We start from the raw sequence: 14372 nt of genomic DNA, 5'->3' as shown, positions 1-14372 counted from the left end.
TTCCGGAGCACAGCCCCATGTGGCGCAATTACCTGACCGTCGGCCTCCGCGCGCTCGCCAAGAGCCGGGCCTATGCCGCGATCAACATCGTCGGCCTAGCGCTCGGCCTCGCCGCTTGCCTGATGATCCTGCTCTACGTCCGCTACGAGACGAACCATGACGCATGGCTGAAGGACGGCGACCGCGTCTTCCAGCTCCAGACCTTGTTCCTGCCGAATGCCCAGGGCAACGAAGAGGACAAGATGCAGATGTCGGCGATTGCGCCGGCACGCGCGCTGCTGAAGGACTTTCCGCAGCAGATCGTCGCGTCGGTCTATATCCGCAGCTTCTCGCCGATCGTCATCCAGGACGGTCGCCCGACCAAGATCGACAAGCTGCGGATGGTCGATGGCGATTTCTTCGGCGTGTTCGACATACCGTTCGTGCGCGGCAGCGCGGCGACCGCTCTCCCCGACACCCATTCGATCGCGCTGTCGGAAAGCGAGGCCATGCGCCGCTTCGGCACACTCGATGCGGTCGGCAAGACGCTGACGATCGTCGATAACAGCGGCGACATCGATTACCGCGTGACCGGCGTCTTCAAGGACTGGCCGAAGGATTCGAGTTTTACGGCAAATGCGGTCGCGCGCTTCGACCTCGCAACCCAGTTTGCCGATCGGCCGGGTGCGCTGACCAGCTATACCAACCAGGGCGGCTGGAATTATCTGAAGCTGCGCCGGGCCGATGACGCGGACACGATCAACGCCAACATGGCCGCATGGGAGAAGCGCAATATCCCCGACACGCCGGGATCGCAGGACGGCGACAATCCGGGGCTGTACCAGGACTATCGGCTGGAGAATATCCGCGCCAATCACCTGAGCGATGCGCAGAACGCCGCGCCGGTCGCGGGCAACGACCGGGCGACCGTCCTGACCTTCGCCGTGATCGCGCTGCTGGTGCTCGGCATGGCCTGCGTCAACTTCACCAACCTGGCGACGGCCCGCGCATCAAGCCGCGCGCGTGAAGTGGCGCTGCGCAAGGTGCTGGGCGCGTCGCGTCGCCAGCTGATCGCACAGTTTCTGGGGGAATCGGTGCTGGTAGCCGCCATCGCGATGCTGATCGCGCTGGCCGCGGTCGAGCTGCTCCTGCCCGCCTTCAACGACTTCCTCGGGGCGGGCATCGTGATGCATTATGTCGGTGCGGACGGGGTACTGCTGCCCGCCATCGCGCTGGTGCTGATCGTCGGTGTGCTCGCCGGCCTGTATCCGGCGGTCTATCTCGCCCGGTTCGAGCCCGCGCGCATCCTGAAGGCGAACAAGTCCGCCGCCGATGCGCAAGGATCGGGGCGACTGCGCAGCGCGCTGGTCGTCGTCCAGTTCGCGGTTTCGATCGGGCTGACGATCTGCACCGCCGTCATCTATGGCCAGACCGTCTATGCCCGGAACGCGGATGCCGGTTATGTCCGCGACGGGCTGCTTCAGGTGAGCAACCTCGGCTACCGCGGTGTCGACGGCCGTGATGCGCAGGTGGTCGAGCAGATCCGCCGCATCCCCGGTGTCATCGCTGCCGCGCGAACCCAAATCGCTATCGATCCCGGCAGCAACTCGGTCGGTACGGTCGAACGCGTCGGCACCGACACCGCCTTCAACCTCGGCAACTATGCTGTGGAGAGCGGCTTCTTCAAGGCGATGGGCATGAAGCTGATCGCCGGGCGCGACTTCTCGGAAGCGCAGGGGCGCGACGACACCACCACGCCGTCGCCGGCCGATCCCGGCTTCGCCGCGGCCGCCAGGACACTGGTACAGCGCGGGGCGAACGTCGTCATCACCGCGGACGCCGCCCGCCGGCTCGGCTTCGCATCGCCCGCGTCCGCGCTCGGCGCCCAACTGACCGCCGGCCTGCTGCCGATCGAATATGGCATGGTGCCGATCACCGTCGTCGGTGTGGTCGAGGACGCGCGCTTCCGCTCGATCCGCGATCCGCTGCAACCCATCCTCTATTATTCGCAGCGCACCGACTTCTCCGACATCGTCGTCCGCTTCAACGGCAATCCGGCGACGATCCGCGAACAGGTGGAGGCGGTGTGGAACCGCAACATCCCGAACGTGCCGTTCCGTGGCCGCTTCGCCGACGACATCGTGCGCGATCAATATGATCGCGAGGCGGCCCGCGGCCAGCTGTTCGCCGCCTTTTCGGTGCTGGCGGTGGTGATCGGTTGCCTGGGCCTGTTCGGCCTGGCGGCCTTCACCGCGGAGCGCCGCACGAAGGAGATCGGTATCCGCAAGGTGCTTGGCGCGCGCACCCGCGATATCGTCCGCCTGCTGGTCTGGCAGTTCAGCCGGCCCGTGCTGATCGCCAACGTCATCGCCTGGCCGATCGCGTGGTGGCTGATGCGCGACTGGCTGAACGGCTTCGACGTCCGCGTCGCGCTGACGCCGGTACCGTTCGTGGCCGCCGGGCTGCTGGCCGTGGTGATCGCGGTGGTCACTGTCGCCGGCCATGCTTACCGCGTGGCACAGACCAGTCCGGTACGGGCGCTGCGCTACGAATAGGAAGGACGCGCGCGCCGGTCAGTTCAGGGCCTGATAGACCAGCGCGCGCAGCTTGCCATGATCGTCGATGTCGCCGGCGGGCAGCAACTGGGTCATGTAGACGACCGTCAGTCGCAGCTTCGGATCGACCCAATATTTGCTGTGATAGGCGCCGCCCCAGCCATAGTCGCCGACCGCCCCCGGTTCGCCCGCCTTGCCGAGATCGGTGCGGACCGCGAAGCCGAGGCCGAAGCCCATGCCGGGCTGGTAGGTCGCGTCGACCAGCTGGTCGGCGATCATCAGATCAACCGAATTGCGCGACAGATAGCGCCGGCCGTCCAACTCGCCGCCCCGGCGCAGCATTTCGAGGAACCGGCTATAGTCCGCCGCGGTCGACAACAGCCCCGCCCCGCCGGAGAATGCCACCCGCGGCCCGCGCAGATAATGGCCCTGCCCATAGGGCACGCCGTCCGATTGCGCCGCGTCCGCCGCGCGTTGCAGTCCGCTCGCCCCCGCACCATAGACAGTCGCCAGCCGACCCGCCTTCTGCTCGGGCAGATAGAAGGATGTGTCGATCATCTTCAGCGGCGTGATCAGCCGTTCGGTCAGGAACTGGTCGAGTGTCCGGCCGCTGACCTTCTCGACGATCACGCCCAATATGTCGGTGTTGTAGCCGTAGACGAACTTCTCGCCCGGCTGCGCGGCCATCGGCAAGGCCGCCATCCGCGCTACAACCGCTGACACCGGTTCCGACCGGTTGGCGAAATACCAGCCGAAGATGCCGGCATCACGCCACGCCTTCTCCGCCGGCCCGTTGCCATAGGAGATGCCGGCGGTGTGGGTCATCAGATCGCGGATGGTGATCGGCCGCTTCGCCGGCACGACCGCATAGCCACCGTCCGGCTTCGCCACTGCGACCGTGGTCCGCGCCCATTCGGGCAAGTATTTGCCGACCGGATCGGACAGGACAAGCTTGCCCTCCTCCATAAGCATCATCGCTGCGACGCTGGTCAGCGCCTTGGTCTGCGAGGCGATGCGGAAGATCGTATCCTGTCGCATCGGATCGCGCGCTTCCCGGTCGCGCCAGCCGAACGCCTTGGCATAGACGGTCCGCCCGTCCTGCTGCACCTGCAACACCCCGCCGGCCAGCCGGCCCTGATCGACATAATCCTGGAAAACCTGCGTCAGTCGCGCCAGCCGCTCGGGGGATACACCCGGCGCCACCTGCGTCGCCTGGGCCTGCGCGACCGCGACCAGATTGAGCGGCGCGACGGCCAGCAGCGCGCCGGACGCGACGATACGGATCAGGAACTTCACGGCGGACAACTCCCCAGCAACGATAATCGTCGCCGATCATGGCAGATACCGCGGCGCTGAAAAGACGCCGCCCGCCATTTTCCGCCATGGCGTTCCCGTGCGTGGCGTTTAGGGTCCAAACCCAATCAGGATGGGGTCGTGACGGAGCCGATTTTGGTTCAGGGCAAGAAGCGAGGAGCGGAGCGATGCTGATGCATCGTGACCGACGAGCGACGCAGCCCTGGGGCAAAATCGGCCCGCGGCGGAGCCGTCGCTCAAAAGAAGGCGCTGGACGGCGTCGCTTGCTTGCAGGTAGCGTCGCTACCTGCTGCGCTGTGCTCCTTGCCAGCGCCTTCCTTTGAGCGATCACGATCCCCGTCCTGATTGGGCTTGGACCCTAGGATTGCCCACCCGCCGACCGGAGACACCCATGCCCCGCCTGCTTGCCCTCGCCGCCCTGCCGCTCCTGACCGCCATGCAGGCGCCCGACCCGATCACGCCGGCTGCGCTGTCGGCGGACGTGAAGATCCTCGCCAGCGACGATTTCGGTGGCCGCGCGCCCGGCACGCCCGGCGAGGACAAGACGATCGCGTGGCTGGTCGCGCAGTTCAAGGCGGCGGGGCTGAAGCCCGGCGGCCCGAACGGCGGCTGGACGCAACCCGTGCCGCTGATCCGCACGCAACTCGGTGCAGGCACGGTCAGCGCGAACGGCGTCGGCTGGAGCGTGGGCAAGGACGTGTACCTCTCCACCGTCCGCCCGGTCGACCGCGCAGCGATCGCCCGCGCGCCGATGGTGTTCGTCGGCTACGGCGTCAACGCGCCCGAACGGCAGTGGGACGACTTCAAGGGCGTCGACCTGAAGGGCAAGGTCGCGGTGTTCCTGGTCAACGATCCGGATTTCGAGGCGACCGCAGCCGACGATGCCAAGGGGCGGTTCGGCGACCGCCGCATGACCTATTACGGCCGCTGGACCTACAAGTTCGAGGAAGCCGCCCGTCGCGGCGCGATCGCCGCGCTGATCGTCCATGATACACCCGGGGCCGGCTATGGCTGGTCGACGGTGACCGCACCGGGCGGTGAGAATTACGACGTTGCACGGCCACCCGCGCCGCGGGTGCTGCTACAGGGTTGGATCGCCGGGGACGCCGCCACCCGCCTGTTCGCCGCATCGGGACTCGATCTCGCGCAGCAGCGGGCCGCTGCGCGCCGATCCGGTTTCAAGCCCGTCGCTCTGACCGGCGCCGGCTTCTCCGCCGACCTGCCCGTCACCGTCGTGCGTGCCGAGAGCCGCAATGTGCTCGCCAAGCTGCCCGGTCGCAGCCGCCCTGTTGAAGTCGTGATGTATGGCGCGCATTGGGACGCATATGGCGAAGGCGCGCCCGACGCACAGGGCCGCCGCATCCGTCCCGGCGCCAACGACGATGCGCTGGGCACCGCCGGCGTCCTCGCCATCGCGCGCGCTGCAGCAAAGGCGAAGCCGGCAGCTCGCACACAGGTCTTCGCGCTGTGGACCGGCGAGGAACGCGGGTTGCTGGGCTCGGAGACCTATGCCGCCAACCCGGTCTATCCGGCGGCCAAGACCGTCGCCAACCTTACGCTCGACATCCTCCAGACAGCCGGTCCGGCACGCGACGTGCTGCTGGTCGGGGCGGGCCAGAACGCGCTGGAGGACGCTCTGGCATCGGCCGCCCGCGCACAGGGGCGGGTCGTCACGCCGGAAGCACTGCCCGAACGCGGCCTGTTCTACCGCGCCGATCATTTCTCGCTCGCCCGCCGCGGCGTGCCGACGCTGCTGCTGATGGCGATCAGCGGCGCCCCCGATCTCGTCACCGGCGGCCGTGCCGGCGGTCAGGCGTGGCTCGACGGCTATATGCGCTGCTACCACCAGACCTGCGATGCCTGGTCCGCGGACTGGGATCTGCGCGGGGCGGCGGCCGACGTCGACCTGGTGCGCCGCATCGGCTTCGACCTGGCAAACGGCAGCAACTGGCCGGACTGGCGCGACGGGTCGGAGTTCAAGGCGATCCGCGCGGAGACGGCGACGCAGCGGCGCTAGAGTATGATTGATCTGATTTGGTGCGCAGCTGTGCTCCGGCGAAGGCCGGAGCGTTGGAGGGCGTCAGGGCTTCGATCGCCAAGGCTCCGGCCTGCGCCGGAGCACAGGTCGATCACGCTCTAAAGCGGCATCGTCAGCGTCGCGACCGTCCCGCCGCCGTCGGCGGCGTCCAGCGTCAGCGTGCCGCCGTGCAGGTTGGCGAAGCTCTTGACGATACTCAGCCCCAGCCCGACCCCGCCGGTGTCGCGGTTACGCGAAGCGTCCCCGCGTTCGAACGGGCGCAGCACCCGCGCGCGATCCTCGTCCGGAATACCGGGGCCGGCATCGATCACTCGGATGACGGCGCTGTCGCCCGTCACACCGATCGAAACCCGGCCACCATCGGCATAATCGACCGCATTGCGCACCAAATTTTCGATCGCGCGCCGGAACGCGGGCTCGACCGCGACGATGGTCGGGTCCGGACCATCGTCGAGTGTCATGCCCGGATGGTCAGCGACGACCTCAGCCACGATCCTGCGCACCAGCACCGGACCGCGTTGGGCATCCGCCGCGCGGGCGAAGTCGAGCACGTCGGCGATCATCGCACCCATACGGTCGGCATCGGCGATCATCCGAGCCCGTTGCGGCTCCGGCACCGTCTCGATCCGCAGCTTCAGGCTGGTCAGCGGCGTGCGCAGGTCATGGGCCACTGCGGTCAGCATCCGCATCCGTTCGTCCGTCTCCGCGGCCAGTCGCGCGCGCAGGTGCAGGATCGCGCGCGCGGCGTCCTGCAACTCGCTCGGCCCCTCGGACTGCGGCGGATCGCGCCCGGCGTCGATCGCGGTCGCAAGCGTCCGGAACGGCCGCGTCAGCCGCCGCGCGAACAGCCATACGAGCGGCGCCAGCACCGCCAGGCTCGCGACCAGCGCGATCAGCACCTTCAACCGCCAGCCGCCGAATCGGGGCGATCGCGGTGCGACCGTCAGCCATCGCCCGTCTGGCAGCCGCACGCTGGCGGCGAACGCCGGCTGCGGCAGCTTCAGCAAAACCTGCCCAACCAGGCCGTCCGGCATCGTTCTCGGCACCACGCGGACCGGCAGCGCTTCACCCCGGCGGATGACGATCGGCCCCGCCGGCGGCTTGCCGTTCGGCCACAGCATCTTGGCTGTTGCGCTATCCAGCTTGCCGCGGGCGCTGGTGAAGACGACCACGCCGTCGCTCGGCTTCGTCTTCGGCCGATCCAGCCACGACACCCGCACTTCCGACAAGGGGCGCCGCAGCGCCTGCGCCAGGATCGGCTGAAGCAGCGCCGCGGTCGCACCCTCGGGTGGCGCACCGACCCGGCGGTCGAGGGCGTCGCTATCACCTCGCAGCGCGGCAACCGCTTCCGCCACGGACATGCGCACCGCCGGCGGGTCGGGCATCAGCAGGACGATGCCCGCGGTGATCAACACGCTCAGCACCGCGATCGCGACGCTGAACCCGCCGATCGCGGTCAGCGCGCTCGGTCGCCGCCAGATCGCGCGGATCATGCGCCGCGCACCGCCGGCAGGAAGCGATAGCCGGCACCGCGCACCGTCTCGATCAGCTGCGCGGGGTCCGCCTCCGCCAGCTTGCGCCGCAATCGGCTGACGGCAATATCGATCGCCCGGTCATAGGACGCGGCATCCAGCCCCCGCGCGATGTCGAGCAGCATGTCGCGGCTGAGCACCCGCCCCGGCCGGGTTGCGAAGGCCGCCAGCAGGGCATGCTCGCCCTCGCTCAGAAGCACCGCCCGCCCCTGCGGATCGCGCAGGCGGCGCTCGATCGGACTGAACCACCATCCGGCGAAGGTGATCGCATCGCCGCCCCCTCCCGCCTCCACCGATCGCGGCCGCCGCAACAGCGCCCGCACCCGTGCCAGCAATTCGCGCGGCTCGAAGGGTTTCGCCAGATAATCCCATGCCCCGACCTCAAGCCCGACGACACGGTCGGTCACCGCATCGAGCGCGCTGAGCATCAGGATCGGCGTACCGGCCGGCGCCAGGCGACGGCAGAGCGACAGGCCGTCCTCGCCGGGCATCATCACGTCGATGATCAGCAGGTCCGCCGGTGCCTCGGCGAGCAGGCGGTCGCAGGCTGCCGCTCCTGCCGCGGTGCGCACCGCATAGCCGTGGTTGCCGAGATATTCGGCCAGAGCCTCCCGGATACTGGTGTCGTCGTCGACCACGACGATCCGCTCGGCAAACTGTGTACCCGTGTCCATCGCGGGTCGGATAGCATGGCTTTGTAGCATCTTCGTATCGGCGATCGTTACGAACGCGTCATCACCGCGCTACGCCGGTCTGCTGTCTTCTGCATCATTCGATGAAGGAGACTTTCGATGATCGTTCCGCTGCTACTTGCCCTGTCTGCTTCGGGCGCCACACCCCCGCCGCCGACGCCCTGCGCACCGTCACTCCCGGCGGATCGCTTGACCGGGCGATGGGTCGGACCGTTCGCCGGCGCGGAGTGGACGTTCGAGCTGAAGCGCGAAGGGACTAGATGGTCCGGGCGTTATCAGTCGTCGCGGTCGCCCGCGTGGCATCCGCTGGAGGACGTGTCGGTCAACGGCGGATGTGCGACGTTCAGCCTGAAGTCGGAACCGCGGCTGACCTTCGTCCTCGCGCTCGGTGGCGACGGGGCAACGCTGGCGGGCGACCTGAAATTCGCCGGCCGCGCCACCCTGCCCTTCGCGGCGAAGCGGGTATCGTAACGATGGCGGTATCGCTTTTCGGCGCGAGCGTGCTGGCGGCAATCCAGACGGCGCCGACCGTGCCTCCGCCCGCCGCGCCTCCGACCCTGCAGTTCAACGGCCCGGATGGCAAACCGCTGCCCGAGGACATCCAGCGGCAGCTGCGGGAGCGATATAAGGACGCGCCCCCGCCGCCCCGTCCACCGCGCGCCGAGGGTGAGGTCGTCGTCACTGGCCAGCGTCCGCGCGGTTCGGTGATCGGGGACATTCCGCCCGAGCGCACCTTGTCCGCCGTCGACATCCGTTCCTATGGTGCCGGCACCGTCGCGGAACTGATTCAGACGCTCGGCGCGCAGGTGGCGAGCGGACGCAGCCGCGAGGACAGCGATCCGATCGTGCTGCTGAACGGCCGGCGCGTGTCGAGCTTCGCCGAGATAGCGCGCCTGCCGACCGAAGCGATCGAGCGGACCGAAATCCTGCCCGAAGAGGTCGCGCTGAAATACGGCTATCCCGCCGATCGCAAGGTCGTGAACGTCGTCGCCTTCGAACGCTACAGCTCGCGCATCGGCCAATTGTCGCTCGCCGCGCCGACCGAGGGCGGCATGACGACGACCGGCGGTTCCGCGAGCTATCTGCGCCTGCGCGGCGACACGCGCACGATGGTCGACGCCGACATCAGCCGGACCAGCGCGCTGCTGGAAAGCGAACGCGACGTGATTCAGCCATCCGGCACGCCGCTGCTCGCCGACTATCGCACGCTGATCCCGGCAACCACGCGCTTCGGCCTCGGAGGCACGATCGCTGGTACGCCGTTGAAGGATGTCGCGGCGACGCTGAATGCCCGCTTCGACGCCACGCGCACACGCGCGCTTATCGGCCTGGGCGGAGACGGTCCGCTGCGGCGCGACGGGGAAACCGGCACCGCCCATCTCGGCTCGACGGTCAGCGGCCGGGCCGGGTCGTGGCAATGGACCGCGACCGGCAATCTGGACCGGACGGCAACCCAGACGGTCATCGACCTTGGCCGGACGACCCCCGGCACCACCGCGCGGTCGGTCAATCTGGTCGCCAACGCCGATCTACTGGTCGCGGGCACAGCCTTCACGCTGCCGGCCGGCCGTGCGACTCTCAGCCTGCGATCGGGCTTCGCAACGCGCGACTTTGAAGGCCGCTCGGATGTCGGCGGAGTCACCCGTACGAACGAACTGGCGCGCGACACCGGCAGCATCCAGGCGAACCTCGACCTGCCGATCGCGGGGACGACGACACCGGCGCTTGCCTGGCTCGGCACACTGTCCGCCAGCGTCAACGCCGCGGTCGAGCGTGTATCGGACGTCGGCACGCTGCGCACGCTCGGCTACGGGCTGAACTGGACGCCGGCGCCAGCCCTCTCTCTGCTCGTATCGCTCAGCGACGCAGAAACCGCCCCGACCCTCGAGCAGCTCGGAAACCCGCCGGTCGTCGTCCCGAACATACGAACCTTCGATCTTCGGCGCGGCGAAACGGTCGACGTCCCCCAAAGTCTTGGCGGCAACGCCGCCCTCCGCCCCGACGATCGCCACGTCCTCAGCCTGGGCGCGACATACCGACCGATCGCCAAGACCGACCTCACCCTGTCGCTCGACTATATTCGTACGCGGATCGACGACCCGATCGCGGCCTTCCCGCTCGTTTCACCGCTGGTCGAGGCGGCGTTTCCGGAGCGAGTGATCCGCGACACGAATGGACGGCTCCAGCGGATCGACGCGACCCCGCTCAACTTCGCGCGCTCCGACCAGCAGCAGCTGCGCTGGGGGCTGAGCTTCATGAAGCCGCTCGGCCCATTACCGCCCGGTGCCGCGAACGCGAATGTCCGTACCTTTTCGAGTGAGGAGGAGATGCGACGCCGGCTCCCACCGGGGGCGCAGATCATGCGTGTCGAAGCTGGGAGCCCGGGCGCGCGGCGATACGAGAATATGACCAGCCGCCTGATGCTTTCGGTCCGGCACAGCTGGCGGTTGCAGGACAGCGTGTTGCTTCGTGACGGCGGCCCGACGCTTGACCTGCTCGATGGTGGTGCTCTCGATATCCGCGGCGGACGCTCGCGGCACGAAATCGAGGTGCAGGCGGGCGCGTTCAAGCGCGGGCTCGGGGCGCGGATCACCGCCAACTGGCAAAGCGGCACGACGGTCCAGGCGGCGGGGGGAAGCGCCGGCGACCTGCGCTTCGGCGATCTGGCGACGGTCAACCTCAATCTCTTCGCCAACCCGGCCGACTATATCGGGCGAAGCAAGGCCCCGGCCTGGCTCAAGGGCACGCGGCTGACGTTCGGCGTCACAAATCTGTTCAACACCCGACGGTCGGTACGAGACGGATCGGGCGCGACGCCGATCGGCTATCAGGGCGCCTATCTTAATCCGACCGGACGAACCGTCGCGATCAGCCTGCGCAAGGTGCTGTGACATTTTGGGGTGCGTCCTTGGTAAGAGAACGCACCCCGCATCGACCAGGGTGACGACCGACGCTGCACGGCAATATGGGGGAGCCGACCTGCACACAGGCTGAGCGATCGGTTCGCCGAGGGTTATATCCGGACCCTAATCGCCTTGCAGGGCCAGGATCATTTTTTCGACGGTCGGCGGCTTCTGCAGGAAGGCGTCGTGGTTGTCCGGGTCGAGCGCATCTTCGGTGTAGCCCGACATCAGGACGATCCGCGTCTGCGGGCGCGCCTTGCGGAAGGCATCGGCGACCACGACGCCGCTTATGCCCGGCATGACGATGTCCGACAGGAGGATGTCGATGGAACCCTCGGTGCTGCGCTCGATCTCCAGAGCCTCCGCCCCGCTCCGCGCCTCGATGACGTCGTGCCCGAGCCGTTCGAGCACACGGCGCACATAGCGGCGGACCTCATCCTCGTCTTCGACGAGCAGGATGCGCGCCGATGGCAGGGTCGCGATATTCGCACGATCGGCCGGCACATTCCGCCGCTGCTGCTCGCCCCGCGGGAAGGCGACCGTCACGCTGGTTCCCACGCCCGGCACGCTTTCCAACGATACGCGACCGCCGCTCTGGGTGACGATGCCGAAGACAGTCGCCAGACCGAGACCCGAACCAAGTACGCCCTTGGTCGTGAAGAACGGCTCAAAGGCTCTGCCCACCACGTCCGGAGACATTCCGCATCCGCTGTCGGATACCGTGATCTGGACATAGTCGCCGGCGGCCTGATTGCGCGCCTTGTCCTTGGGCAAGCGGACGTTCCGCGCGCGCACTTCGATACGGCGATCGTCCTCCAGGGCATCGCGGGCGTTGATCACCAGGTTCATGATGACCTGTTCGACCTTCCCGGGCTCGCCGAGCGCGGGCCAAAGGTCGTCGCTCACGTCGACGGTCAAGGTAACGCTATCCCCGACCAGACTGCGCAACAGGGCCTTCATGCCGTTGAGCGTCGCCGGAACATCGACCGTGCTCGCCGGCGAAACGTCCCGCCGGCTGAATGTCAGCAGCTGCCGCGTCAGCGCTTCCGCACGTTCGCCCGCGCCCAGAATGAGCTCCAACTGGTCGCGTGTCGGATCGCCCTTCTCCGCGTAATAGAGCAAATCTTCCGCGTTGCCGTTGATGACGGTCAGGATGTTGTTGAAGTCGTGCGCGATCCCGCCGGCCAGGCGACCGAGCGCGTCCATCTTTTGCCCTTCGCGCAGTTGCGTTTCCATGTCGCGACGTGGCGTCACGTCGGCCATGACGCCGATATATTTATCGAGGTCGCCCGCTTCGTCGAAGATCGGGCTGAGATACAGCGCGTTCCAGAATTTCGAGCCGTCTTCCCGATAATTGATCAGCTCGACCGAACACTCCCGGCCGGCTGCGACCGCCTTGCGGATCGCGTCCAAACCCGCCGGATCGGTTTCAGGGCCCTGAAGAAATCGACAATTCTGGCCGATCACCGCGTCGCATTCATAGCCGGTCAATTGCGTGAATCCGCCGCTGGCGAGAATGATCCTGTTATCGTTGCGCGCGTCGGTCACCAAAATGCCCTGAGACACGGCACGCAGGGCGCTGTTACGCAGGCGAATCTCAGCCTCCGCATAGCGTTCGTCGGTCAGATCGCGGGCGACTTCGGCAAAGCCGACGATCGTGCCGCCGTTTTCGATCGTATTGAGCACGGTATCCGCCCAGAAGCGTGATCCGTCCTTGCGATAGCGCCATCCGCGATGATACGCGACGCCCTCTGCGCGCGCCCTTTCGAGCAGACGCTCAGGCAATTTGTCCGCGACATCAGCCAGTCCGAAGAACATCGACCAGTTCCGGCCCAGTACTTCGGCGCTGTCATACTGTTTGAGACGTCGAGCACCGCCGCCCCATATGACGATACTCCCCTCTTCATTCAGCATGTACACGGCATGGTCTCGCGTGCTGTCGACCAGCATTCGCAGCAACGCTTCGGTTTCTCCCGCGGCTTCTTCCGCATCGAGCAGTTCGGTCAGATCCTCGGCAGCGGCGATGGCTCCGGTGATGTTTCCTTTGTTGTCATGGACCGGCGCGGCGGAAATCGCGAAGCGCCGGTACGTCCCGTCGTCGGACCGCTGCATGTCGATCCGCTCCGCAACGACGACCTCGCCCTTCTTCAGGGCACGCGTCATCGGCCAGTCATCGAGCGAGAGCATGCGACCATCCGGGTACCTGCCGTGAAACATCGCATAGTCGGATGTGGATGAAGGAACCCCGATCGGGCGGCAGACCCGGCGATAGGCGGCGTTGACGAGAGTGAATGCACCATCGCGATCGGCGATAACGACCGGGGTCGGCAGAGCTTCCATGAGAGCCCGCAAACGCGTCTCGCTCTCGCGCGCAGCCATTTCGCTGCGGCGGATCTCCATCTCGTCGATCTTGCGGCTGGTGATATCCTCCAGCACGATAACCGCCAGATTGCCTCCGTCGGTTTCATCAGCATGCGGATTGATGGCGATGCGATACCACAGCCCGCCTGGTGAGGCGGACTCGATCCACTCGACCTCCGGGACGACATGGGGGCGGTTCAGGCCGATCCGAGCCGCTTCGAGAAGCGTCTGCGCGTTGGCGGATCCGATTCCACATATCGTCTTCTTGATCAGATGGCGCGGTTCAGAGCCCATCGCATTTGCGAAGCGACGATTGGCGAAACGGAAAACCATGTCCTGATCGACGATCGCGAGCCCCACGTCGACCGAGCGCGTCACGATATCCAGCAGGCGATGCCCCTCGACGATCTTTCGATGTGCGCGCACCTCGTCGGTGATGTCCTGTCCACTCACGACGACCATCGGTCGCGGGCTAAGTCCATTGAAGTCCGTTACTCGCGCCGACACACGATATCGGACCATTTGGCGCATCGTCGTCGATGTAATGGTAAACTCTTCGCTAACGACACGCTCGCCCCGCAACGCCCGGGCGACAGGCCATTCGTCCTTCGACAGAATTCGCCCCGCACCATTGGACATCGTTATGATGTCGCGGAGAATCTTTCCGTCAGAAACGTTATCTTTTCCTAGGGATTCCCACGCCAGCCGGTTCGCATAAATAAGTACGTTTGCTCCGTCATAAACGAACACGACGCTATCGATATTTTCGTATAGCGCACCAAGAGTCCGAGCCAGATTCGGGGTACGACTCTCGTTAGCTTGAATCTCGCACCGGGCATCGTTCAATTCCAGCATCGGACCGAATTCTCTCCGTTGACAGCAGAGGATGAACGCACGGGACTTATTGACAAGACGCTAACTATCAGGTCCCGGCCTAGCGACATGATACTACTTCACGACCATTCCAGATAGGCCTATAAATGAGCGAAATTGATCCA

Annotated in this window: 8 protein-coding genes; 4 read left to right on the top strand and 4 right to left on the bottom strand. The window is 66.6% G+C overall.

Annotated features, from left to right (window positions below):
* Positions 1 to 17 precede the first annotated feature (17 nt).
* Positions 18 to 2534 (top strand): FtsX-like permease family protein, encoded by a 2517-nt coding sequence (locus tag ACFSC3_RS05515; RefSeq protein ID WP_380939397.1) that lies wholly within the window; start codon positions 18 to 20, stop codon positions 2532 to 2534.
* Between the two features lie 18 nt (positions 2535 to 2552).
* Here the strand turns inward: ACFSC3_RS05515 and ACFSC3_RS05510 are convergent, their stop codons facing one another.
* Positions 2553 to 3830 (bottom strand): serine hydrolase domain-containing protein, encoded by a 1278-nt coding sequence (locus tag ACFSC3_RS05510; protein WP_380939396.1) that lies wholly within the window; start codon positions 3828 to 3830, stop codon positions 2553 to 2555.
* A 409-nt stretch (positions 3831 to 4239) separates the two neighbouring features.
* On the opposite strand from ACFSC3_RS05510, the gene ACFSC3_RS05505 reads away from it, so the two are divergent.
* Positions 4240 to 5865 (top strand): M28 family peptidase, encoded by a 1626-nt coding sequence (locus ACFSC3_RS05505; protein ID WP_380939395.1) that lies wholly within the window; start codon positions 4240 to 4242, stop codon positions 5863 to 5865.
* 119 nt (positions 5866 to 5984) lie between these two features.
* Here ACFSC3_RS05505 and ACFSC3_RS05500 read toward each other — a convergent pair whose 3' ends face one another.
* Together ACFSC3_RS05500 and ACFSC3_RS05495 are read right to left on the bottom strand one after the other, a co-directional pair.
* A complete protein-coding gene (locus ACFSC3_RS05500) occupies positions 5985 to 7379 on the bottom strand; it encodes a sensor histidine kinase (protein ID WP_380939394.1) in 1395 nt (464 codons plus the stop codon).
* The gene (locus ACFSC3_RS05495; protein WP_380939393.1) at positions 7376 to 8092 is read right to left on the bottom strand and encodes a response regulator; all 717 of its coding nucleotides are present in this window, start codon (positions 8090 to 8092) and stop codon (positions 7376 to 7378) included. Before ACFSC3_RS05495 ends, ACFSC3_RS05500 begins: the two co-directional genes overlap by 4 nt.
* Before the next feature lie 117 nt (positions 8093 to 8209).
* Here ACFSC3_RS05495 and ACFSC3_RS05490 point away from each other — a divergent pair, with 117 nt between their 5' ends.
* Positions 8210 to 8581 (top strand): hypothetical protein, encoded by a 372-nt coding sequence (locus tag ACFSC3_RS05490; RefSeq protein WP_380939392.1) that lies wholly within the window; start codon positions 8210 to 8212, stop codon positions 8579 to 8581.
* Positions 8582 to 8583: 2 nt separating this feature from the next.
* The gene (locus ACFSC3_RS05485) at positions 8584 to 11001 is read left to right on the top strand and encodes a TonB-dependent receptor (protein WP_380939391.1); all 2418 of its coding nucleotides are present in this window, start codon (positions 8584 to 8586) and stop codon (positions 10999 to 11001) included.
* Between the two features lie 135 nt (positions 11002 to 11136).
* Here ACFSC3_RS05485 and ACFSC3_RS05480 read toward each other — a convergent pair whose 3' ends face one another.
* A complete protein-coding gene (locus tag ACFSC3_RS05480) occupies positions 11137 to 14229 on the bottom strand; it encodes a PAS domain S-box protein (RefSeq protein ID WP_380939390.1) in 3093 nt (1030 codons plus the stop codon).
* Positions 14230 to 14372: the final 143 nt, after the last annotated feature.

The organism is Sphingomonas floccifaciens (assembly GCF_042681125.1).
Classification (GTDB): Bacteria; Pseudomonadota; Alphaproteobacteria; order Sphingomonadales; family Sphingomonadaceae; genus Sphingomonas; species Sphingomonas floccifaciens.
This window is presented reverse-complemented; position numbering and strand designations above follow the sequence as displayed.